The following is a 22,066-nucleotide window of genomic DNA, read 5'->3' on the forward strand; positions in this document are numbered from 1 at the left end:
ATTCCTCAATCAAATCAATGGCAGATCGCGCGGCTTGGCGCTGGCATGAGTTGTGCGAAGTGTTTTCGACATGCACACACAATATCGGTCGGAGACAAGCCGTGAGCTGGCAGCCTGAAATCGATGAACTGGCCTGGCGTCGGCGGCTTGCGGCCAGGATGGGTGGGGAGGAGAAGGTCGAGCGCCACAAGGCGGCCGGCAAGCTGACGGTGCGCGAGCGAGTCGATGCCTTGGCCGACCCCGGCTCGTTTCGCGAGGTCGGAGGCCTCACCGGCAGCGGTCGCTATGACAGCAACGGCCGGCTGGTCGACCTGGTTCCGTCGAACCTCGTTGTGGGGCGCGCGCAAATCGGCGGGCGGCCAGTGGTAGTGGTGGGTGACGATTTCACGGTGCGTGGCGGTGCCAACGAAGGTGCCGCGGGTGAGAAGCTGATTCACGCCGAGAAGATGGCGCATGAACTGCGCCTCCCGATGATGCGGCTCGTGGACGGCACTGGCGGCGGTGGCTCGGTGCGCAATATCGAAATCAAGGGTCACACGCTGATACCGACCATGAGGGTCTGGCAACACGTGGTCGAGAACATGTCGACGGTGCCGGTCGTCTCGCTCGCGCTCGGTTCGGTCGTGGGCATGGGCGCGGCGCGCGTGGTTGCGAGCCACTATTCGTTGATGGTCAGGGAGACCTCGCAGCTATTCAGCGAAGGCCTGCCGCGTGACAGCCAGAACGTCGGCAAGAACCAGCTAGGCGGCAGCCAGATCCACACACGCAATGGCGTGGTCGATGACGAGGTCGCCACCGAGCAGGACGCCTTCGCGCGCGCGCGTCGCTTCCTGTCCTATCTGCCGAGCTCCGTCCATGAGCTGCCGCCGCGCGTGACAAGCAATGACGATCCGTCGCGCCGCGACGAATGGCTGCTGTCCGCAATACCGCGCGATGGTCGTGCCGACTATCAGATCCGCCCGATCCTCGAAGCGCTTGTCGATACCGATTCCTTCTTCGAAGTCGGCATGCAATGGGGCCGCGCCATCGTTACCGGTCTGGCACGGCTGGACGGCTGGCCCGTGGCCGTGATTGCCAGCGATCCGACCTTCGAGGGCGGCAACTGGGATGGCGCGGCGGCCGAGAAGTTCACGCGCTTCGTCGATCTGGCCCAGACCTTTCATCTGCCTGTGGTCAATCTTGTGGATACCACCGGCTTTCAGGTGGGCATTGAAGCCGAGCAGGCCGGCATCATGCGCTACGGGGTCCGCGCCCTGGCAGCCGTCTATCAGGCCACGGTGCCATGGTGCTCGCTCATCGTGCGGCGTGCCTACGGCGTCGCGGCGGCCGGTCATCAGCACATGGGCCGATTCAATTTCCGTTATGCCTGGCCATCGGCTAACTGGGGGGCCTTGCCGATAGAAGGCGGGCTCGATGTCGCCTACAAGGCGGAGATCGAGGGCGCCGACGATCCCGTGCAGAAGCGTGCCGAGATCGAACAGCGCGTACGCAGTCTGACTTCGCCGTTCCGCAGTGCCGAGGCCTTCGTTATCGAAGACATCATCGATCCGCGCGATACCCGCACGCTGCTATGCGAGTTCGCCAACCTTGCGGCGCCGTTGCGCGAAACCGGTGTCAGCAAGTTCGGCATCCGGCCCTGAACGGCCCGGCCGCCATACCGAATTCAATCATCCAGAAATCGAACAAGGAGACAGCTTTGAACAAGTTGCTGATTGCCAATCGGGGGGAGATTGCGTTGCGCGTCCTGCGGGCCGCACGCGATCTGGAGATCGAAACCGTTGCGGTCTACTCGCAGGATGACGCCAGCGCGTTGCACCGGATTCTTGCGGACGAAGCCGTCGCCCTCGACGGCACAGGGCCAGCCGCCTATATCGACATCGCAGGCATCATCGCGGCGGCCAAGGCATCCGGCAGCGATGCGATTCATCCGGGCTATGGATTCCTGAGTGAGCGCGCCGATTTTGCGCAAGCGTGTCACGATGCGGGCATCCTGTTTGTCGGTCCGTCCGTCGAGCATCTTGCACTGTTCGGAGACAAGGGTCGCGCGCTGGAACTTGCCGCGCAGAGCGATGTGCCGGTCATGCCGGCAACGCGAGGTGGCGCATCGCTGGAAGACATCACCGCGTTCTTCGATGCGCAAGGCGGTGCGGGCGTGGTCATCAAGGCCGTCGGTGGCGGCGGCGGCCGCGGCATGCGCGTGGTGCGTCGTCGTGAAGAGCTTGCAGAAGCCTACGCACGCTGCCGCTCCGAGGCGAGTTCCGCATTTGGCATCGATGCGCTGTATGCCGAACGCCTCGTGGTTCGGGCACGCCATATCGAAGTGCAGATCGCGGGGGACGGGTCGCACGTCGTGGCGCTTGGCGAACGCGATTGCACCTTGCAGCGCCGCTTCCAGAAGCTGGTGGAGATCGCGCCGAGCCCGGTGCTCAAGCCCCAGATGCGCGAGGAAATCATCAAGGCCGCGCTCAGGCTGGCGCGGCGTGTTGGCTATCGCAGCCTTGGTACGTTCGAGTTCCTGGTTGAGGAAGCCGAGGCCGGGAAACAGAGCGGTTTCGTCTTTATCGAGGCCAATCCGCGTTTGCAGGTCGAGCACACGATCACCGAGCAGGTCACCGGTGTCGACCTTGTCGCGTTGCAGATCGGCCTGGCCACTGGGCGCACGCTCGGCGATCTCGGCATCGATCACGCTGCGCCACCCAAACCGCGCGGCTTCTCGATCCAGGTGCGTGTGAACGCCGAAATGACCGATGCCACCGGTCTCGCACGCCCGGCGCACGGAACACTGGAACGCTTCGATTCGCCCTCGGGCCCAGACGTTCGCGTCGATTCGCACGCCTACGCAGGCTATGCGCCGTCGCCGAACTTCGATACCTTGCTAGCGAAGCTGATCGTCAGCAGCGCAGCGCCAAAGTTCGATGCCGTAGTGCGGCGGCTGCAACGCAGCCTTGCAGAGTTCCGCATTGTCGGCGTGCCGACCAATTTGAACCTGCTGCGCGCGCTCGTGGAGCGCGACGACTTCCTCTCGCAGGATGTGCATACGCGGCATTTCGAAGCAATCCTGCCGGAGCTGGCCGCGTCAGCGGAAGCCATCGCCGAGGCGGGGCGAGCCCAGCAAGCGCTGCTCGGTGGCACCGCACGGCCGTCCACTGCGCACGCACCGCGCATGCTCGAACCGGAAGAGCAGGTCGATGAAGGCCTGGTGGCAATTCGCGCGCCGCTGACCGGACGTGTCGTTGAGATCTCGGTACAACTGAATGACCTCATCAAGCCGGGCCAGACCGTGGCCGTGCTCGATGCGATGAAGATGGAGCACGCGATCGTTGCGGAAGCGGCGGGCCGCGTGGTCGACCTGCGCATTGAAAAAAATGCCCAGGCATCCGAGCACCAGATCCTGATCGTGCTGGAGCAGGCGGAAGCCGAAGGCGTGTCAGTGGATGCCGCGCAGGCCCATGACCCGCATGCCATCCGTGCGGACCTACAGCGTGTGCTGGACCGCCATGCCTTCCTCCATGACGAAGCCCGCCCCGACGCCGTGGCACGGCGCCGTTCGCGCGGCCAGCGCACGGCCCGCGAGAATATCGCCGATCTGTGCGATGCCGATACCTTCGTCGAATATGGCGGGCTGGCGCTGGCCGCGCAGGCATCGCGCCGCACTCGTGAAGACCTGATCGCGAACACGCCGGCCGATGGCCTGATTACGGGCATCGGCAATGTCAACGGCGAACTGGTTGGCAAGGAGCATGCGCGCAGTGCCGTAATGGCCTACGACGCTACCGTGCTGGCCGGTACGCAAGGCAAGCGCAACCATATCAAGACCGACCGCATCGTCGAGGTGGCGCTGCGCGACGAGTTGCCGCTGGTACTGTTCGCGGAAGGCGGTGGCGGGCGCCCCGGAGATGTCGACTTTCCGTCGGTGTCCGGCCTCTACCAGCCATCATTCGCCGCATTTGCGGAGTTGAGTGGCGAGGTCCCCGTGGTTGGTGTCGTGTCCGGACGCTGCTTTGCCGGTAACGCCGCGTTTCTTGGCTGCTGCGACGTCATCATCGCCGACAAATCGGCGAACATCGGCATGGCAGGGCCGGCGATGATCGAAGGCGGCGGGCTTGGCATCTTCCGTCCCGAGGATGTCGGGCCGGCATCGGTGCAGTACGCCAACGGCGTGGTCGACATCCTGGTCGAGAACGAGGCCGAAGCCACGCGCGCGGCCAGGCACTATCTGTCCATGTTCCAGGGGCGTGTCGCGCAATGGAGTGCACCGGACCCGCTCGACCTGCGCCACGTGGTGCCGGAGAACCGGCTGCGCGTGTACGACACGCGCAAGGCGATCGAGGGGATCGCCGACATCGGCAGCGTACTGATGCTGCGCGGCGGCTTCGGCGCGGGCATTCACACGGCACTGGCCCGCGTGGAAGGGCAGCCGGTGGGCATTATCGCCAACAACCCGTATCACCTTGGTGGCGCGATCGATGCGGACGCCGCCGACAAGGCATCGCGCTTCATGCAGCTCTGCGATGCGCATGGCCTGCCGATCGTCTCGCTGATCGACACCCCGGGGTTCATGGTCGGCCCGGATGTCGAGGCGCGCGCGCAGGTGCGCCACGTCTCGCGGATGTTCCTGACGGCAGCCAAGCTACGCGTGGCGCTGCTGGCCGTCACGCTGCGCAAGGGCTATGGCCTGGGCGCGATGGCCATGGCGGGCGGCGGCTTCCGTTCGGCGAACTTCACGATCTCCTGGCCGACCGGCGAGTTCGGGCCGATGGGCCTCGAAGGCGCGGTTCGTCTCGGCTTCAAGAAGGAACTCGAAGCCGTGCCAGATGGCCCCGAACGCAAGGCAGCGTTCGACAGGCTTGTCGCGCAGTCCTATGAGCGTGGCCATGCGATCAACACGGCGGCGGCCGTGGAGATCGACGCCGTGATCGATCCTGCCGAAACACGCAAATGGATTGCGCAGGGCATGGCATCTGCGGAAGTACGGGGCCGCCGTGCGCGCCGCGGCTTTGTCGATGCCTGGTGAACGCCTGAGCGGGAGGATTTCATGATCGAGAATCGTCCTGATCCAGCGCAGTTGGCGCTGGGTGGATTGCGTGTACTGGAGATCGGCACCGGGCCCACGCTGGCCTACGCGGGAAAGCTGTTTGCCGATTTCGGCGCCGAGGTCATCAAGGTCGAGGATGCGGCAGGCGACGCCTGGCGACAGATGCCGCCGCTGGTTGCCGCAGGGAACACGGTGCGGCCGGAGAGTGCGCTGTTTGCATGGCTGAATACGAACAAGCGCAGCGTCACGGTGGCATCGGGCAATGCCGACGATGAGGCGTGGCTGACCCGGCTTGCGCAAACCTGCGACGTGGTGCTCGACGCGCGCCCGCTGACCGAAGGCCCTGGCGTGCTTGCGCGCCCGGTGTGGCTCGCGGGGAGCGGTGGCGCCCATGCACCGATCGAGGTCGCGCTGACCTGGTTTGGCGAGCACGGCCCGTATGCCGACTACGCCGGTGCTGAAGCCGTGGTGCGTGGACTTGCCGGGGCGGTGCATGGCAGCGGACCGGTAGACGGTCCACCGCATATGCCGCACGACGTGCAAACCGCGATTGCGGCAGGGTTGACGGCATTCTCCGCGGCGGTTGCCGCCTTGATCGGCAGTCAGCAGGGCAGTCGTCGCTACGTGCTGAGCCTGCACGAATGCGTGTTGAGTGTCGTCGAGATGGAAGCAGGCATGGTGCCGGACAAGCGGCACCCGGGTCGGCGTCTTGGCGTCAACCGGTTCTGCGGCACGCATCCGGCAGGCATCTTCGAAACGGCGGAAGGGTGGATCGGCATCTTTACGCACACCCTGCCCCAGTGGCAGGCATTGTGCGAAGCGATCGGGCGCCCCGAACTAGGCAATGACCCGCGCTATGTGAACGGCCCCGAACGCATGGCTCGTGCCGACGAGATCGACGACATGCTGATCCCCGCGTTTCGCAGGCGGACGGCGCAGCAGTGGTTCGAGCTACTTTGCGAGAAGAAGCATCCCGCCGTCATCGTGCCAACCATGGAGGCGCTGCTGCGGCAGGACGTGCATCGGCAGCGCGGGGCGTTCGTGCCGGTCGAAGCGGGTGGCGTGCGTTTCGAAGGCCCCGTCGTACCGTTGCAGCTCGATGAGGCCGGTCCATTGCCGGGAGGCGTGGCACCCGCACTGGGCGCCCACAATCCGGCGTATCGGGCTGCCGGTCTGAACCACCGTCCCCGTCGCCAGCTCAAGCGCGCCGCGAACGAGCAGTTGCCGCTGCAAGGCGTACGCGTGATCGATCTGACGATGGGATGGGCGGGGCCGCTTGCATCGAGAACATTGGCGGATTTCGGCGCGGAGATCATCAAGGTGGAAAGCACCGGCTATCCGGACTGGTGGCGCGGCGCGCATTTCACCGAAGAGTTCTATCGCGACCGACTCTACGAGAAGAACTCGAACTTCCTCCTGATGAACCGCAACAAGTCCGGCATCACGCTTGACCTGACGCGGCCAGAAGGCAAGGCGCTGTTGCTCGACCTGGTGGAGCATGCGGACGCGGTGATCGAGAACTACTCCGCCGAGGTCCTGCCGAAACTGGGCCTCGACTACGAGGCGCTGCGCGCAAGGAACGAGCGGCTGGTCATGCTGTCGATGCCGGCATTCGGGCTCGGCAATGCATGGAGCAATACGCGCGCCTATGGTGGAACGCTCGAGCAGGCCAGTGGCTTGCCGCTCTACACCGGACACCCCGATGGTCCTCCGGCCATGACGTCATACGCCTATGGTGATCCGGTCGGTGGGCTGAACGCCGGGGCCGCGATGCTGGTGGCGCTCTTCGCGCAGCAGGCCACGGGCAAGGGCAGGCATATCAACCTGTCGCAGGTGGAAGCGATGCTGCCGATGGCTGCACCGTTCATCATCGAGCAGTCGGTCTGCGGCCGTGTGGCACCCCGCCAGGGCAATCGCAATCCAATGCACGCGCCGCACGGCTGCTACCGCTGCGCCGGCGACGATGCATGGGTTGTGCTCACGGTTACCGACGCGCAGTGGCCCGCGCTGTGCGCAACGATCGGGCGCTCGGATCTCGCGAACGATCCGCAACTCGCTCATGCAGCGGGGCGTCGTACACGGCAGGACAGGATCGACGAGGCCATCCGCCAATGGTGTGCGGAGCGCGATGCCGAAGCCGCGATGCATGACCTTCAGATGGCGCGGATCGCCGCGGGCGTGGTGCGGCCCATGTGGCAGGTACTGGAGGATGCGCACCTGCATGCACGCGGATTCTGGCGAGTGGTCGAGCGTGACCACGTTGGCACGTACACGGCCAGTACCGCATGGTTCCGCACGGGAAGGGATCCGATGCCCATCCGCAACGCGGCGCCTACCCTGGGCGAACACACGGACGAAGTGTTGGCGCGCCTGCTCGGACTCGGTCCGGAACATTTGGCCAACCTTGAGCGGCAGGGAATTACTGGTCGGACTGCAAAGCCCAGGCGTACGAAAGACGTCTAAGCGCGAACAAAACTGTTGAAGACAGACAACGGAGACAAGATGATCAAGGCACGCAAACTCGGATTGGCAATCGCCACACTGGTACTCGCTACGGGCGCGATGTCGGCTCCGGCCGCGGCGCAATCAGCCAACTGGCCGAACAAGCCGATCCGCATGATCGTACCGTTCCCGGCGGGCTCCTTCACCGACACCGTGGCGCGCGTGGTGTCGGAGAGACTGACGAAAGCGCTGGGCCAGCCCGTGGTGGTGGAAAACAAGGCTGGCGCTAACGGACTGATCGGCGTGGGCGAGGTGGCAAAGTCGGCGCCTGATGGCTATACGCTGCTGGTCACGAATTCCAGCAGCATCACGATCAATCCACATATCTACAAGAAGGGCAACTACAAGCCGAGGGACTTCGCTCCCGTGACACTGGTGCTCGAAGCGCCGTTTATCCTGGTGACCAACCCGGAATGGTCGCAGAAGAACTCGGTCGGATCGGTCACCGATCTCGTGCGCTTTGCATCGCAACATCCCGGCAAGATCAGCTATGGTTCCGCAGGCCCTGGCAACATAGCGCATCTGAGCTTTGCCATGCTGAACAACCGCGCCAAGATCAATACGACCCATGTGCCGTACAAATCGGCGGCGCAAGCCGAGTTGGCCGTGATCAGCGGCGAACTCGACACCGCGTTCGATCCGTGGACCGCGCTGCCGCACATCAAGGCGGGCAAGCTGAAGCCGCTCGCCGTCAGCTCCACCAGGCGCATGACGCAGTTGCCCGACGTGCCTACGGTGGAGGAAGCCGGGTTCGCCCCGTTCAACGCGACCTTCTGGATCGGCATGCTGGCACCGGCCGGCACGCCGCCGCAGATCATTCAGAAGCTCCACACCATCACGCGCGGCGCGCTTGACGACGCCAAGGCCAAGGGTGCGCTGAGCCAGCAGGGCGACGTGGTCATGGTGGACCCGGAGAACTTTGCCAAACGCATTGAGAAAGAAGAGGCAGACTGGACGGCGGTAATCCAGCGCGAAGGCATTACGCTGGACTGATCGGGGCCATCAGTCGCGACAGCCGGTTGACGATGCAAAGGAAGTCATGCGTGGCTGACTGTCACTATGGCGTGGCCACGCCAGCCGATGTCGCGGAGATGACCGGAGAGGCAACGTTTGAGGCAATCCAGATCATCAGTACGTCGCCACGAACGCCTGCTGGACCTGCGCAGGCGAGGTAATGCCATTTGAGATCAGCAGTTGGGTGAGCACACGTGCCTTCTGCGGATTCAGGTCGAGCGAGACGACAAATCCGGAACGGTCGTCGTTCACCTCGACGTTGCGATTGACAAAGCCTGAACCGACGCGTGTAGAACGCACGACCACGATGCCCTGGCGCGCCGCGCGCTCCAGCGCGTCGAGCGCGACTTTCGATGTATTGCCATCGCCAACGCCCGCAAGCACGATGCCCTTCGCCTTGTCCGCGATCGCGTGATCGATCTGCGCGGCGTCCATATTGCTATGTGAGTAGACAATCTCGACCCTTGGCAGTTGGTCCCCCGGCGGCAGCGCATACTTGCGGCCGCTCTGCGCGAAGGCGGGCGTGATGAAGCGCACGCTCGCCGGATCGACGTAGCCAATCGGACCGGCATCCGGCGATTTGAAGGTCTGCACACTCGTCGTATTGGTCTTCGTGGTCCAGCGCGCCGCCTGGATCGTGTCGTTGAGCACGACCATCACGCCGCGTCCGCGGGCGCGCGGATGGGCTGCGACTTCGACGGCTTCATACAGGTTGCTCGGACCATCAGCGCTCGTCGCGGTGGAAGGACGCATCGAGCCGACCAGAACAACCGGCTTGTCCGTGTGCAGCACGTTGTCGAGGAAGAACGCCGTTTCTTCGAGTGTGTCGGTGCCGTGAGTGATCACGACGGCGTCAGCCTCGTTGCGATCGAAGATTTCCTGAATGCGTCGTGCGAGCGTCAACCACACTTTGTCGTTCATGTCCTGTGAACCAATCGATGCGATCTGCTCGGTTGACAGTCGCGCAAGCTTTTCAATACCCGGAACCGCTTGCACCAGTTGCTGGGCGCTGACCGCACCCGCGGTATAGGCGTTTGCCGCGCGTGTAGCGGCTTGGCCTGCGATCGTACCGCCGGTCGCGAGCACTGCCACGCGCGGCAAAGTGGTGGAACGACTCTGGTCAGCATCGGCTGCGCGAACCTGTGGGCCGTACAGCGCCGTCGCGGCCACCATGACGACAGTGGCGAGAAGACCATGCAATCCACTCTTCTGGCGCCGCGCCTCAACATGAGATGTGCTTTGCATTGTCAAATTCCTCCTGCGGGTGATCGTGGACTTTCTAGATAGATCGTCCTGCAGAAATCATTATTGGCGATCTACCGGACAGAAGCTTGGTAACTTCGGCGTCACCCCCGCGAAACCTCGCGCCGAAGGTGCGAGCGGCGATTGACCCATCTGGGCGTTTATGTCGGTGGTTTCGCTGCCAACCCGAAAACTCACCTGCTATGCCGTCGATCTCTTTCTAGAATGCAGAGTATCTTTGCGGCCTAACGGAGCCCTATGTCGAGCGTTGGCCGTTCGTGCTCGCCACAGCGACACGGGTTCTCGCGGAGGGTTCTTGAATGATGACGCCAATCCAGATGAAGCGCGCGTACGAGGAGCACCGGAGGGTTGAAGAGGCCAGGGATCTGGACGCAGTCGTCGCCACGTTTGCCGACCACTGCTTTCTGGAGAACGTAGCTCTTGGCGTGCGCGCGGAAGGCCGAATAGCAGTTCGTAAATCGTACGAAGCGCTATTTCTAGCGTTTCCCGATCTCTCTCCATCCTCGGAGGGGTTCGCCTATGCGGACAACGTGTTCGTGACTTGGGGCACCGTTCATGGGACGCTCAGTGGCGCGTGGCTCGGCCTTGCACCAACCGGCCGGAGTTTCACCTGCGCATTCCATAACGTCGTGCCGTTTGTCGAGGGAAAAATGCAAGGCGAGAAACTCCTATTCGATATCGCAGGACTCTGCCGGCAAGTTGGCCTTCGAACTGGGGACGTTCTAGCCGCTGCCGCAAAGGCCGCTGGGCGCCGTGACGGCTGAGCAGGTGGTCCTCCGCACGCCCCAGCGCACGACTGAGCCGCCTCACGATCAAGCCTTGCGCTGCGGAAGCGGGCACAAGGCAAGCTGACTTGACAGAAACCACTCTTGAAACTGAAGGTGGCACGGCGCCAGCGGCACATTACATCGCCCGCCATGGCCGTGACTTTTAGTCAGCACGCGACCATTACCTCGGACCGACTCACTTGCGGGAGGCCCGACATATGAAACCTGAAGGACCGGTCAACCCACCAGGGCAACCAGATCCCCGCCCCGTGCTAGTTTGGGACTTGCCAGTACGGCTGTTCCACTGGCTGGCGGTGCTGCTAGTAGTGGCAGCCTATGTGACCTGGAGGCTGAACTGGATGGACTGGCATGCGCGGATCGGCGAGACGCTGTTCGCGCTGGTGCTTTTCCGCTTGCTCTGGGGCTGCTTCGGCAGCGAAACCGCACGGTTCCAGCGCTTTCTGGCTTCGCCCGCCGCCGCATGTCGCCATCTGCGACACATGTTCCGCCGCGAAGCCGACCTGCAAGTCGGCCACAATCCGGCGGGAGGCTGGATGGTGCTGCTACTGCTTGCTTTGATGCTGGGTGAGACGCTGAGCGGCATCTACATCAACAACGATATCGCGGACAAAGGGCCGCTCACCGAATGGGTTCCCGCATCGATTGCCAACGCAATCACGGCGCTCCACGCAATCCTGTGGAACGTGCTGCTGGCAGCGGTGGCGTTGCACGTGCTGGCCATTGCGCTATACGCGGTGGCCAAGGGTCAGAACCTGCTGCTTCCCATGCTGACTGGCCTCAAGAGATTGCCGACGCACATCGCCACGCCGCGACTGGCGCCAGCCATGCTGGCGCTGCTTCTACTGGGCATTGGCGCCGCCGCAGCGGCGCTTCTCACCGCGTATCTCTGAGCCGAAACACGGTCAAGGACCCTTCGGTGGCAGTACCTGGCCGCGGATCTCGCCAGCCGGATGGTCTTTGGTGTGCACGTTGATGTACATCTCACCGGAAAGGAACTCCTGCGCGTCGGCCGGGGACAGCGTGGCCTGGCCCTTCAGGGGGCTGGTGACCGCAGCGCCTTTCCCGGAAAGCCAGACCTTCGCCCCAGCGTTCTTCCCGGCTGTGGCAGGCCCATGGATATGCGCCATGGTCGGCTCACTGGGCAGACCGATGAGCGTGATTGTCCAGGTGACGACCCGAGTGCTGGGGTCGAATGTGAGGTCGGCGGAGCCACTTCCCTTGGTCTCGACAGGAGGCACCTCCTGCGCCCCGGTGAGTGGCACGGTGAATGAGACTGGCGCCGCTTGCGCCAACGTCATCGACCCCGCCAAGGCGAGGCCGGAGAGCCCTAGGAGAGCTCTCCGCAAAAGCGAAGCAGGCATTTGATATCTCCTGTCTGGTATTGCACGGGCTGAGCAGAGGCCATCTGCTGTCGTTTCATGGCGGCGAGAGTGCCCGCTGCCGACGATTCCAACTCCTGGGAGATTCGTCAGCTACCCTGCTGCCAACGCTAATCCCAAAAAGGATAGGCCGTGCCAACTATCAAATCCAGCGCAGTAGTTGGCTGCTGAGCGATCAGTCGCCGCTCCGAGAAACCTGCCACTCGTGTCGATGCAGGAGGCTCCGCTCGCCTACGCTGGCGCTCCCCAGGATTAGAAATCCACGGCCATCGCAATCGCTCGAGCTTTCCCTCGTTCGATGGTTTCCTGTGCCTTGGCATCCCAGGTGTGCTCCACTACAAGGCTCTTAACGTTCTCCACACCAATGAACTTCAACCAGAATTCGATGTAATCAGCCTGGTGTTTGAACCCGGGATTGCTGATACCCGCACCTGTATCTTGACTCCGCCCACGAACATGGATGAGCCGCATGATGCGTGATCCCGATAAGAGAACGTGGAAAAGAGGTGGCTATCTTGGCCGACCCGCCTTCGCCGCTGCCGCGTCCAATGCGCGTGAGAAGCGCTCAATGTCTTCCTGCCTGAACTGAGCAAGAAACAGCTCGTTGACGGCAGTCTCATAGACTGCCCACATCTTCTTGCGCAGCGCCCTGCCCTGTCGCGTGACCGTCACGAACGCCGCACGGCCGTCCTCCGTCGAACGCGTGCGCGTTACCAGCTCCTCTCGCTCGAGTCGATCTACCAGGCGCGTAAGGTTGTAGCGCTCGATCGCAAGCACGTCGGCCAGCTCATGCATCCGGTGGCTGCCGTCCGTTCCGCTTTCGATACCTCACAGCACGTCGTACCACGCGTACGCCGGAAGACCCGCGTCCGAAAGACGCCGATCAATCTCGCGTATCAGCGCCCGATGCGATCGCATGAGCGCAAACCACAGATCGGGTTGTTTCATGGATATGACACAGCAGAAGCGGTCGCCCAGGTGCCGGCGGCGAAGGCGTGCGGCCTGCCTATCCGGCCACCGGCACAGGCAGGTCACATCCCGTACAGCAGGCTAAGTTCGTAGCCATCCATCGTGAGATGCCCTTGGCTGAGCACTTCCGCGCCGTCCTGGCATGGCACCCTATGCTGCAACACCTGGAAATACGCTGCTGTCCGCACGCCCTGCAAACGGCCGTCATTGCTCGCGTAGTAGGGGAACGTTTCGGGATGCAAGGTCCATGCGGCTGCCCGTGCATAGGCTGCGGCCAGTTTGCGGCCGCTTGCTTCGGCATAGACGTCGATGCCCGCATTGCGGAGGATCTCCGCAGCGAGCGTGGTCGGAAGCAAGGTGTAGTGCGTATAGGCGATCCCTCTGATGCCCTTGTCCGGGCCACCGCAGTAGTTTGTCGTGTCGCTGCGGCACGTTTCCTCCGGCAGCGATCCATCCGGCGCGACCTGCGACATCATGAGCGCGCTCCATCGGTTCGCCGCGCGTTGCAGCTGCGCGTGGTCATTCAGATAGAGGGCACTGCTGGCTTCGAGGAACACACCCCAGTTGCCGAAATTGTTGGACCGGCCCGCTACCGAAAGCGGCAGCACCTGCTGGCGCAGGAATGCCTTGAAGGCGGTATCGTCCCACCCCTTGTCCCGACGCAGCATCGCAGCCGCAAGGGCGTACCGCGGAAAGAAGAAATTGAAGTCAGCCGCCCCTTGACCCGGGGCGATCTGGCGCACGCTCGTCGCCCAGGCGTCGAGAATCCCCTCGGCTGCCCGTGCATAGCGGGGATCTCCGCTCAGGACATAGCAAAGCGCCTCCTGATAGGCAATCTTGCCGTCCGCTTCAAGCGGGCCGGCCATCCGGGCCTCTCCTTTTGGATCGACATAGTGTGGCGGCGGCGCGAAATCAGCGACCGGTTGCGGAAGATGGTTCTGGTTCTTCTCGCATGACGTCCGCAGTTCCGCCCAGAGCGCCGGAGCGGCACGAAGCTGGGCGACCCGTTCATCCGACGGCCACGTCTGGCGCGTGTTCTGCATCCCCGCCTGCCCGGGAATCGGAGCATGCACGGCTGCCTTTTGCGTCACAGCCGAACAAGCGGACAGGGCAACGACAAGCAATACCGATGCGAAGCAGGCGTTGGCACGGCATCTCAACATACGATTGAACCTTCCATTCACGGCGTTACACGACGACTGAGCGCAGAAGGACGAAAGTTGCTCCCGTATCACATCCATCTGGCGCGTTCAATCTGCTCACGCTTTCTCTTTGCGTTCCACAGCAACGAACGATCGTTCCCGTGGTTGACAGATGTGGGGCGAACCTTCAAAGACGAACGTGAACGCCAAGAACTCAGGCAGGCATGTCAAAGATGCGGTCACGGTTGAACAGCCCTTGCGGGTCTATCGCTTGCTTCAGGGTCCGCATCAGGTCGATTTCCACGTCAGACCGGGTGTATCCCAGCGACTTCTTCTTCTCCATGCCGATGCCGTGTTCCGCGGAGATGGAGCCGCCGATCCGTCCGATGGATTGATAGACCAGCGCCTCGATCTGCGCTCTAAGGTCGCGCTCGCCCACGGTAACCGGGACCACGAGATGCAGGTTGCCGTCTCCCAGATGGCCATAGAACTGGGTGCGGGTCACGCCAAGCCGCCTTAAGGCGGCCCAGGTTTCCTCCACCCACCTCTCCATCGCAGCAATGGGCAGGCTGACGTCGAAGCCCGCATAGGGCGTGAACTCGCGTGCCGCCTCGCCGGAGGCGTCTCGCAAGCGCCAATAGTCCTGTGCTTCTGCCAGCGACTGCGCAATCGTGGCATTGCTGCCGTCATGCTGCTCCAGGAAGTTGCAAAGCACCTCGGTAAAGCGCACTTCCGCATGCTCTGTCGCATCGGCCGTCATCATCTCGACCAGGACGATCACCTTTCCGGGCGCATCAAAGATGGGCCGCGATACGCGCAGCTTGTCGACCACGATGTCATAGTAGTCCCGCCACATGACTTCGAAGCTCGTCAGGTTCGCGCCGAGGTGCTTGCGGCAGGCATGGAACAGTTCGATGACCTGGGCGAAGTCGGCCGCCGACACCAATGCCGTGTAGCGGTTCGGCAGCGCGGGTTCGAGCGAAATCACGGCACGGGTGACGATGCCGAGCGTGCCCTCGCTGCCGATGAAGAGCTGCTTGAGATCGTAGCCGGTGTTGTCTTTGCGAAGCGGCGAAAGGTGTGACAGCACTCGCCCATCCGGCAACACCACTTCGAGTCCCAATACAGAGTTCCGCGTCATTCCATAGCGGAGCACGTTATTGCCGCCCGCATTGGTGGCAATCAGGCCGCCCAGTTGACACGAACCCCGGCTGCCGATGTCGACCGGAAAGTACAGGTCATTTTCCAGTGCCGCCGTTTGCGCGGTCTCGAGTGCAACACCAGCCTGGACAGTCATGGTCGAACCGATCCTGTCGATGGACTCGATCTGGCTTAACCGCTCCAGGCTTAGTACGAGCTCTCCTGGACGCGGCAAAGCGCCACTTACCAGCCCCGTCATTCCACCCTGGATGGCGACGGGCTGGCCGAGGCCGTGCAGTACGCGAACCACGGCTGCCACGGCTTCCGGGGTGGCAGGCCGCAGCACGGGCACCGGGGCCGCAACGGCGCCAGCCCAGTTGGTCAGGTAGCGCTCACCGCATTCCTCTGGTGCCAGGAAGCCGGAAGCGTCCAGTACGGACGTGAGCGCGCTTTTGAGTTCCGAAACGGTTCGTGTCGACATGAAGTTTCCTGATCGATTGCTGCGCGAGCCGGCCAGGTCGCCTGAAGCATGGCTGCTGGGCCGGCTCCCGCCAGGTTCCCTTATTGGGGCTGGTAGCCGCTGGCCTTGATCACTGCGGCCCACGCTTTCGAGTACTCGCGTTCGCGTGCTTCCATATCGCGCGGCGACGCGTATTCGACGGACAGGCCGAGCGACGTCAGGCGCTCCTTTACGGCAGCATCAGACAGCACCTTTTTCAATGCGGTGGAAACTCGTTCCACGACCGGCTTCGGCGTGGCAATCGGCGCATACAACGCGTAGAAGGGAGAGTGCTCGAAGCCGGGGACGCCGATCTCGGAGAAAGTCGGCACGGCGGGATACATCGGGTGCCGCGTCTTGCCCGAGATGGCGACCATGCGGATCTTGCCGGCCTTCTGCGCCTCGACGAAGTCGTTGATCGAGGCAATTCCTGCGGCGATCTGCCTGCCCATGACATCGCTCAGCATGGGTGCTGCGCCGCGATACGGCGCGCCCACGAGATCGAGCTTGTAGTGATCGGCGATGGCTTTGACCATGAACTCCGGCACGGATGCGGGGGCGGGGATGCCGACGCTTCCCTTGCCACCCTGGCCACGAATCCAGGTCAGGTATTCCGCGAACGACTTCGCCGAGGATTCCGGTCCGAGGGCGAGCGCGGAAACGATGGTTGCGACACCGGCCACCGGCGTGAAGTCGCGGGAGGGGGCGAAGCCGGGGTTCGCCATCACCAGCGGGAGAATCGAGATGGTATGGTCGTTGGTAAAGAAAAAGGCGGTGCCGTCGGCAGGCGCCGACTTCAGCGCCTGCGCTGCCACCTGGCCACCGGCGCCGGGCCGGTTCTCCACGATCACCGGGGCGCCCAGCTCGTCTTTCAACTTGTCCGCCAGGACCCGTGCGACGACGTCGGTGCCGCCGCCCGCCGAGAACCCGACAATGAGCCGAATGGGCTTGCCGCTCTGGGCAATCGCCGCGCCGGACTGCAGCGCCAGCATCGCCAGGGATGCACAGACAATCCGTCTTGCCAAAGAGAAGTGCGTCTTCATCGCAATACTCACCAGGAATGGAATAGGCTGCAATCAGATGCCGAGGCCACCAAGGGATTTGCCGCCATCGACAAAGAGGGTCTGCCCGGTGATGAAACGGGTGCCGGGCGAGGCAAAGAAGGCGATCGCGTTTGCGATGTCTGCCGGAGAACCCGGGGCACCGCTCGGTTCCAGCGCGGCGGCTGCGGCGTATTGTTCGGGCGGCATCGAGCGGGTCATCGGGGTATCCGTGAATCCCGGCGCGATCGAGTTGACTGCGATCTTTTTCTGGCGCAATTCCATGGCCATGGCGCGCGTCAGTCCGATGACACCGGCTTTCGAAGCGACGTAGTCGGGAAAACCGAGCCCGCCGAGCGCACCACGGGAGGATACGGTGACGATCCGCCCACCCTCTCGCATCCTTCTCGCGCCTTCCTGGGCGGGAATGAACACGCCGATCAGGTTGACCTCCAGCGTACGGCGGAAGTCCTCGTCCGTTACCTCATCGAAGGTACACGGCTTGTAGATGCCGGCAGCGCAAACGACGACATCGACGCGACCCTCGGCGTCCATCGCATGCGCGATTCCATGGCGATCGGTGACATCCGAGGGATAGCCCACCACATCCAGTTGCGCAGCCTGCAGCGTCGATACGGTGTCACTCACGGCGTTCGCGTTGCGATCGATGACGGCAACGCGGAAACCATCTCGCGCGAGGCGCTCAACCGTGGCCCGTCCGATGCCAGAAGCACCGCCGGTTACGAATGCGACTTCGTGGGACGAGTCTTTTAGATTGAATGAATTCATCGTTTTCTCCTCTCTCAAAGGGCATCTGCGACAGCCGTCGCAGTGGGTTCGTCATGGGGAAGGTTCTGCCGCAACTCAGAAGATGTGATTCATGCCGACGCTGAACGCGGAATTGCCCGCCCCTGGATTGCCGACATCGTTGGCGTTCCAGACACGGTAGAAGCCGGTAGCGGCTGTGTTCGGTGCGCGATTCCAGATATGCGCGTAGGACGTGTACAGGCTGGTGCGCTTTGACAGCCTGTGCACGTATCCGATGCCGAATTGCTGTGCGTCGTTGTTGTCGGCGGTGCGGTCGTTCTTGTAGATGTACGAAACACTGATGCGGCCGGCGGCGCCAACGGGGATCTGCGCACCGAGCAGGTAGTCTTCTGACTTGTAGTTCGGTGTGCCGGGTACGATCGCCCCCCTGTTGATCACGAAGTTGGCGTAGCCCACGAATGGACCGAAGTCGTACTTGGCGCCCAGGAAAACTTCGCGTGCATTCTTGCCCGGGCCGTTGGCGTCGTGGGCGTCAGCGTAGGCAATCCGGCCCGAGAAGCGCTCGCTCGCATACCCCAGCGCGGCGCCATACTGGGCATTGGCTGCGGCACGCCCCGCGACTTCGCCCAGCGCGTAGGACAGCTCGCCCTCCAGCCCGCCCAGGGCGGTCGGCAAGTTGTATTTGATTCCGTTATCCATCCGGTTCGAGCCGCCGCGCCCGCCCGCGGAAATCAGGTTGGCCGACGTGCCGGCCAGGCCGGTGACGAAGGGATCGTATTCCGCCTGGGCCAGCGCCAGCGTGGTGTATTGGCGGCCCAGTGTGAGGCGCCCGATCCTGCTATCCAGGCCCAGGTATGCCTGGCGACCGAACAGCAAGCCGCCTTGTCCGGACGCCCCGGTGTCCATCATCACGCCGCCCTCGAGGGTGAAAAACGCCGCAGCGCCGCCGCCGAGTTCCTCGCGTCCGCGCATGCCGAAACGCGATCCGGACATCATGCCGCTGGTCACTTTGGTGACCGCCCCTGCCGCGGCACCGCTTTCATGGACAATACCGACGTCGGCCACCCCATACAGGGTGATGTTCGAGGCTTGGCCCCACGCCATGCCGGCGCTACCGCTGGCAAGGAGAACTGCAACTGCGCGTTTCATGTTGGTTCTTTACCTCGTGCGATGGCTCGCCACGATTAATAAATAAGAAGACAAAGAAAAAATAAATTCAGTTTTCGGGCATGGCGGTACCTCCCGGAATCCGTGGGATCCGGGCGGCCAGGTGTCAGAAACTGAGGGAGGGAGTCAGTCCGCCTGAATGCGGAACTCTTTGACTAGCGCGCCATACCTGGCGTAGTCCGCGTCGATCAGCCTGTGCAGCGAATCCGGATTGCCGCCGACCGGTGTCGTGGCGATCGTCGCCATGCGCGCCACCACCTCAGGCATTTTCAGAATCTCGTTGAGGTGCTTGTTCAGCATCCCTACGATTTCGGCGGACATGCCCTTGGGGCCCAGCACTGCCTGCCATGCGCCGACTTCCACATCCCGGTAGCCGAGTTCTTGCAGCGTCGGTACGTTGGGTGCGAATGGCGAGCGAGTTCGATCCGCTACTGCCAGCGGGGCAAGTTTGCCGGAGGCGAAATACTGCGATACCGGACCGAGGGTCGAATACATGATCGGGACTTGCCCGCCCAGGAGATCGACGATGGCGGGCGCACTTCCCCGGTAGGGGACCTGGGTGATCTTCACAGCGGCAGCCCTGTTGAACAGTTCACCCAGGATGTGCATAGGCGAACCGTTGCCCGGACTGGCATAGCTTTCGAGTCGGCCGGCCTTCGCCTGAGCGACCAGATCGGACATCTTGGTCAGGCCGGATTGCTTGTTCGCGATGACGAACAGTGATTGCTTGCCCAGTTCGACGATAGGACTGAAATCCTTGGTGGGATCGTAGCTGGCTCCGGTCCCGGGCTTGAGGACGAGCGGCGCGATGGCCAGCGTATTGGGCGCAACAAGCAGGGTATAGCCGTCCGGCGCGGATTTGGCGACGTAGGCGCTGCCGATGCTGCCTGCCGCTCCGCTGCGGTTCTCAACGACTACTGGCTGCCCGACACGCGCGGTCAGCTTTTCAGCGAATAGCCGTGCCAGCACGTCCGTGTCACCGCCCGCAGGATAGGCCACGACCAGCGTGATCGGCTTCGATGGATAGGCCGGCGCGCCAATCGCCCAGCCCGGTGCCGTGGCCGCCAATGCCAGGGTGGCGAGAAATTTACGACGATGGGATGTCATGCAGTCTCCAGTGGTGCGCAGTCTCGTCATGGCCGCGTCTTGTTTTATATATGGATCAACGTCTCATATCAGAACAGAAAAAATTATAAATTCATGCTGTCGGAATAAGAACGAGGTTTACCCTAGGAGATGAGTACGAGATGAGCAGCAGCGACTCGCAACGATGTGATGCTGGGCACTGCCTGTAGAATTTCGAACCAGCGCCCAAATTTCGAAGAACGCTGCGGGCAGGGTGTCTCCCGATTCCGAATCCTATGAACCCGACAATGCAAGAACCGGTGCGGCGAGCGCCGGCGCAAACGATTTCCGAGAAGGCCTACACCCTGCTTCGCGGCGACATCATTTCCGGTGCCTTGGCGCCTGGAGCCAAGTTGCGCCTGCAGACGTTGCAGGAGCGGTATGGACTCGGCTTGAGCCCCATCCGCGAGGCGCTGATGTTGTTATGCGGGGAGGATCTGGTCAGCAACGAGGGACAGCGAGGATTCAGCGTCTCGCGGCTGTCGAAGAAGGACCTGCTCGATCTCATGAGCGCGCGCATCACCATCGAGTCGACACTGCTCGCTGACGCGATCGCGAACGGCGATGACGAGTGGGGTGCCAACATTCATGCGGCTTACTATCGGCTCGCCAAGGCAAAACTACCTTCGGGGGCAGCGGATGCCGATGCCATCGAGACCTGGGAATCTGCGCATCGCCGCTTTCATTTCGCGTTGACTGCCGGCGCGACGTCGCGCTGGCTTCTCCGCATTGACGAACAACTGGTCGATCATTCCGAACGCTACCGTCGTATCCGGCTTGCTTATCCGATCTCGGCCGAACAGCTCGAGAGGGACATCATGGCCGAGCACAAGGCGCTGATGGATGCGGTGCTGGACCGCAATACGGAAGCGGCGACAGCCTTGCTCAGCGAGCACCTGATGCAGACTGGCCGCGCGCTCGCGCAGCGATTCACCGACTGAGCGAGCGCCAGCAGGAGGGCCGGCAGCCCGAGTTCAAGCGGCGAGCGCGGCGTATGCCACGATCTCTATGCGCATGCCGGGAACCACCAGCGCCTTGGCGATAACCGTGGAGCGGTTCGGATAGGGGGGCGAAAAGAACTCGCGATAGACGGCATCCACGCGCGGCACATCGTCGACGTCGATCAAGGTGACCAGCACCTGCGCGACGCTCGCCAGATCCGTTCCGGCCGCACGCACCGCGTTCGCCAGGTTCTCGAAGGTGAGCCGCGCCTGATCGACGATATCCCCAGTCTCGATGGTCCCGTCAGAGCGGACGGGACCATGCGCCGTAAAGAGGAGACCAGCGGCACTGGTCGCCCATGAGAACGGCTGCGCCAGACTGGGCAAGCCGGTATTCACGACGCGGATCATCAGATGGTCTCCTTTGCGATATCGGTCAAGAGCTCGTACCAGGGATGCGACCCATCCACCATCGCGGTATGCGTCAGAAAGTGGTCCTCGCCTTTTCTCTCATCGCTTCGCACGGTCAAACCCTTGGCCTTGAGCAGTTCGAAGAGGCGCCGATTCGAGCGGATAACGCGTTCGCTGTCGAGCTCACCATAGCTGAGCACCATCGGAACCGTATTGGCTGCTGCCCAGCTCAATGGACTCATGACCGCATCCAACTCGGGGGCCGGCAGGAGTTGCGTGTACACCCTCTCCTCAAGGCTTTGCGGCATGGGATTCGGATGATGCAGGTCCATGATGCCGCTGATCGGCAGGCATGCACGTATGGCACGCTGCAGGCAGGCGGGCGCACGCATGGCTGCCATGGCCGCAATGCCTCCTCCGGCTGAGTGGCCGCTCAGGTAAAGGCGATCCGGATTGCCCCCCCACTGTGAAACCGTCTCGCGCAGGTGGGTCAACAAGGAAAGGGCGTCGTCATAGGCGGCCGGAAGCCGGTCGGCAGGTGCCAGCCGATATCCCGGGGCAATCAGCATGAAGCCCCGCTCCACCACCGCCGGCGCAAGGCAGGAAACATACTCCTTATACCCATTCGTCCAGCCACCACCGTGCCAGAACACCAAGACTGGCGCGTCTGCCATGCCAGCCTTGGCAAACACGTCATAGCGCTGGTGAGGGTCGGCGCCATAAGAGAGGTTGCGCGCGGCAATATAGTCTTCGGGCACCGTCCGTGCCCAGTCCAGCACGGTCTCTTCGTAGCGAATGGCCGCCTCGAACGGCAATGGAGGCTGCCGGGAAAGCTCAACTGGGTCAAAAGGAGCGTTCAACGCTGGGTCTCCCTATGTTGGTG

General features: G+C 62.9%; 18 protein-coding genes and 1 pseudogene. 7 read left to right on the forward strand and 12 right to left on the reverse strand.

What is annotated here, in order from left to right:
- Nucleotides 1-101: 101 nt before the first annotated feature.
- The 4 genes from AC1Z3O_RS33060 to AC1Z3O_RS33075 are packed head-to-tail and all read left to right on the forward strand — an operon-like array spanning nucleotide 102 to nucleotide 8,530.
- Nucleotides 102-1,640 (forward strand): acyl-CoA carboxylase subunit beta, encoded by a 1,539-nt coding sequence (locus AC1Z3O_RS33060; RefSeq protein ID WP_483521254.1) that lies wholly within the window; start codon nucleotides 102-104, stop codon nucleotides 1,638-1,640.
- Between the two features lie 56 nt (nucleotides 1,641-1,696).
- Complete coding sequence (locus AC1Z3O_RS33065; RefSeq protein ID WP_483521256.1) at nucleotides 1,697-5,014, forward strand: acetyl-CoA carboxylase family protein; 3,318 nt, start codon at nucleotides 1,697-1,699, stop codon at nucleotides 5,012-5,014.
- Nucleotides 5,015-5,035: 21 nt separating this feature from the next.
- Complete coding sequence (locus tag AC1Z3O_RS33070) at nucleotides 5,036-7,498, forward strand: CaiB/BaiF CoA transferase family protein (protein ID WP_483521258.1); 2,463 nt, start codon at nucleotides 5,036-5,038, stop codon at nucleotides 7,496-7,498.
- A gap of 39 nt (nucleotides 7,499-7,537) precedes the next feature.
- Entirely contained in the window at nucleotides 7,538-8,530 is a 993-nt protein-coding gene (locus AC1Z3O_RS33075; protein WP_483521260.1) for a Bug family tripartite tricarboxylate transporter substrate binding protein, read from the forward strand.
- Nucleotides 8,531-8,665: 135 nt separating this feature from the next.
- Here AC1Z3O_RS33075 and AC1Z3O_RS33080 read toward each other — a convergent pair whose 3' ends face one another.
- Complete coding sequence (locus AC1Z3O_RS33080) at nucleotides 8,666-9,796, reverse strand: asparaginase (RefSeq protein ID WP_483521262.1); 1,131 nt, start codon at nucleotides 9,794-9,796, stop codon at nucleotides 8,666-8,668.
- A gap of 317 nt (nucleotides 9,797-10,113) precedes the next feature.
- On the opposite strand from AC1Z3O_RS33080, the gene AC1Z3O_RS33085 reads away from it, so the two are divergent.
- Nucleotides 10,114-10,578: an ester cyclase gene (locus tag AC1Z3O_RS33085; protein ID WP_483521264.1), complete on the forward strand. Its 465-nt coding sequence runs from the start codon at nucleotides 10,114-10,116 to the stop codon at nucleotides 10,576-10,578.
- A gap of 221 nt (nucleotides 10,579-10,799) precedes the next feature.
- Complete coding sequence (locus AC1Z3O_RS33090) at nucleotides 10,800-11,492, forward strand: cytochrome b/b6 domain-containing protein (protein WP_483521265.1); 693 nt, start codon at nucleotides 10,800-10,802, stop codon at nucleotides 11,490-11,492.
- Nucleotides 11,493-11,504: 12 nt separating this feature from the next.
- Here AC1Z3O_RS33090 and AC1Z3O_RS33095 read toward each other — a convergent pair whose 3' ends face one another.
- The 9 genes and pseudogenes from AC1Z3O_RS33095 to AC1Z3O_RS33135 all read right to left on the reverse strand — a co-directional run bounded on the left by AC1Z3O_RS33095 (nucleotide 11,505) and on the right by AC1Z3O_RS33135 (nucleotide 19,813).
- Nucleotides 11,505-11,963 carry a CHRD domain-containing protein gene (locus tag AC1Z3O_RS33095; protein WP_483521267.1) on the reverse strand — a complete coding sequence of 153 codons (459 nt, stop codon included), beginning with the start codon at nucleotides 11,961-11,963 and terminating at the stop codon, nucleotides 11,505-11,507.
- A gap of 270 nt (nucleotides 11,964-12,233) precedes the next feature.
- Nucleotides 12,234-12,452 (reverse strand): hypothetical protein, encoded by a 219-nt coding sequence (locus AC1Z3O_RS33100; RefSeq protein ID WP_483521269.1) that lies wholly within the window; start codon nucleotides 12,450-12,452, stop codon nucleotides 12,234-12,236.
- Between the two features lie 39 nt (nucleotides 12,453-12,491).
- Nucleotides 12,492-12,929 (reverse strand): annotated as a pseudogene (locus AC1Z3O_RS33105) (MarR family winged helix-turn-helix transcriptional regulator).
- 83 nt (nucleotides 12,930-13,012) lie between these two features.
- Nucleotides 13,013-13,993 carry an alginate lyase family protein gene (locus AC1Z3O_RS33110; protein WP_483521270.1) on the reverse strand — a complete coding sequence of 327 codons (981 nt, stop codon included), beginning with the start codon at nucleotides 13,991-13,993 and terminating at the stop codon, nucleotides 13,013-13,015.
- A gap of 313 nt (nucleotides 13,994-14,306) precedes the next feature.
- Nucleotides 14,307-15,713: an FAD-binding oxidoreductase gene (locus AC1Z3O_RS33115; RefSeq protein ID WP_483521272.1), complete on the reverse strand. Its 1,407-nt coding sequence runs from the start codon at nucleotides 15,711-15,713 to the stop codon at nucleotides 14,307-14,309.
- Between the two features lie 80 nt (nucleotides 15,714-15,793).
- A complete protein-coding gene (locus AC1Z3O_RS33120; protein WP_483521273.1) occupies nucleotides 15,794-16,774 on the reverse strand; it encodes a Bug family tripartite tricarboxylate transporter substrate binding protein in 981 nt (326 codons plus the stop codon).
- 33 nt (nucleotides 16,775-16,807) lie between these two features.
- The gene (locus tag AC1Z3O_RS33125) at nucleotides 16,808-17,560 is read right to left on the reverse strand and encodes an SDR family NAD(P)-dependent oxidoreductase (RefSeq protein ID WP_483521275.1); all 753 of its coding nucleotides are present in this window, start codon (nucleotides 17,558-17,560) and stop codon (nucleotides 16,808-16,810) included.
- A gap of 75 nt (nucleotides 17,561-17,635) precedes the next feature.
- Nucleotides 17,636-18,688 (reverse strand): porin, encoded by a 1,053-nt coding sequence (locus AC1Z3O_RS33130; RefSeq protein ID WP_483521277.1) that lies wholly within the window; start codon nucleotides 18,686-18,688, stop codon nucleotides 17,636-17,638.
- 144 nt (nucleotides 18,689-18,832) lie between these two features.
- A complete protein-coding gene (locus tag AC1Z3O_RS33135; RefSeq protein ID WP_483521279.1) occupies nucleotides 18,833-19,813 on the reverse strand; it encodes a Bug family tripartite tricarboxylate transporter substrate binding protein in 981 nt (326 codons plus the stop codon).
- A 266-nt stretch (nucleotides 19,814-20,079) separates the two neighbouring features.
- On the opposite strand from AC1Z3O_RS33135, the gene AC1Z3O_RS33140 reads away from it, so the two are divergent.
- Nucleotides 20,080-20,772 carry an FCD domain-containing protein gene (locus AC1Z3O_RS33140; RefSeq protein ID WP_483521281.1) on the forward strand — a complete coding sequence of 231 codons (693 nt, stop codon included), beginning with the start codon at nucleotides 20,080-20,082 and terminating at the stop codon, nucleotides 20,770-20,772.
- A gap of 33 nt (nucleotides 20,773-20,805) precedes the next feature.
- On the opposite strand, the gene AC1Z3O_RS33145 is transcribed toward AC1Z3O_RS33140, so the two are convergent.
- The gene (locus AC1Z3O_RS33145; RefSeq protein ID WP_483521282.1) at nucleotides 20,806-21,183 is read right to left on the reverse strand and encodes a RidA family protein; all 378 of its coding nucleotides are present in this window, start codon (nucleotides 21,181-21,183) and stop codon (nucleotides 20,806-20,808) included.
- Nucleotides 21,183-22,043, reverse strand: a complete 861-nt coding sequence (locus AC1Z3O_RS33150) for an alpha/beta hydrolase (RefSeq protein WP_483521283.1) — start codon at nucleotides 22,041-22,043, stop codon at nucleotides 21,183-21,185. The genes AC1Z3O_RS33145 and AC1Z3O_RS33150 overlap by 1 nt, the downstream gene beginning before the upstream one ends.
- Nucleotides 22,044-22,066 lie beyond the last annotated feature (23 nt).

Source organism: Cupriavidus sp. 09_S30 (assembly GCF_056930435.1).

Bases quoted from the DNA above. Each gene is read 5' to 3' on its own strand.
- AC1Z3O_RS33125 (WP_483521275.1), bottom strand. From the start codon at position 17,560: ATGAATTCATTCAATCTAAAAGACTCGTCCCACGAAGTCGCATTCGTA.
- AC1Z3O_RS33145 (WP_483521282.1), bottom strand. From the start codon at position 21,183: ATGATCCGCGTCGTGAATACCGGCTTGCCCAGTCTGGCGCAGCCGTTC.
- AC1Z3O_RS33140 (WP_483521281.1), top strand. From the start codon at position 20,080: ATGCAAGAACCGGTGCGGCGAGCGCCGGCGCAAACGATTTCCGAGAAG.
- AC1Z3O_RS33075 (WP_483521260.1), top strand. From the start codon at position 7,538: ATGATCAAGGCACGCAAACTCGGATTGGCAATCGCCACACTGGTACTC.
- AC1Z3O_RS33135 (WP_483521279.1), bottom strand. From the start codon at position 19,813: ATGACATCCCATCGTCGTAAATTTCTCGCCACCCTGGCATTGGCGGCC.
- AC1Z3O_RS33115 (WP_483521272.1), bottom strand. From the start codon at position 15,713: ATGTCGACACGAACCGTTTCGGAACTCAAAAGCGCGCTCACGTCCGTA.
- AC1Z3O_RS33085 (WP_483521264.1), top strand. From the start codon at position 10,114: ATGATGACGCCAATCCAGATGAAGCGCGCGTACGAGGAGCACCGGAGG.
- AC1Z3O_RS33080 (WP_483521262.1), bottom strand. From the start codon at position 9,796: ATGCAAAGCACATCTCATGTTGAGGCGCGGCGCCAGAAGAGTGGATTG.
- AC1Z3O_RS33090 (WP_483521265.1), top strand. From the start codon at position 10,800: ATGAAACCTGAAGGACCGGTCAACCCACCAGGGCAACCAGATCCCCGC.
- AC1Z3O_RS33130 (WP_483521277.1), bottom strand. From the start codon at position 18,688: ATGAAACGCGCAGTTGCAGTTCTCCTTGCCAGCGGTAGCGCCGGCATG.
- AC1Z3O_RS33070 (WP_483521258.1), top strand. From the start codon at position 5,036: ATGATCGAGAATCGTCCTGATCCAGCGCAGTTGGCGCTGGGTGGATTG.
- AC1Z3O_RS33100 (WP_483521269.1), bottom strand. From the start codon at position 12,452: ATGCGGCTCATCCATGTTCGTGGGCGGAGTCAAGATACAGGTGCGGGT.
- AC1Z3O_RS33120 (WP_483521273.1), bottom strand. From the start codon at position 16,774: ATGAAGACGCACTTCTCTTTGGCAAGACGGATTGTCTGTGCATCCCTG.
- AC1Z3O_RS33095 (WP_483521267.1), bottom strand. From the start codon at position 11,963: ATGCCTGCTTCGCTTTTGCGGAGAGCTCTCCTAGGGCTCTCCGGCCTC.
- AC1Z3O_RS33110 (WP_483521270.1), bottom strand. From the start codon at position 13,993: ATGCAGAACACGCGCCAGACGTGGCCGTCGGATGAACGGGTCGCCCAG.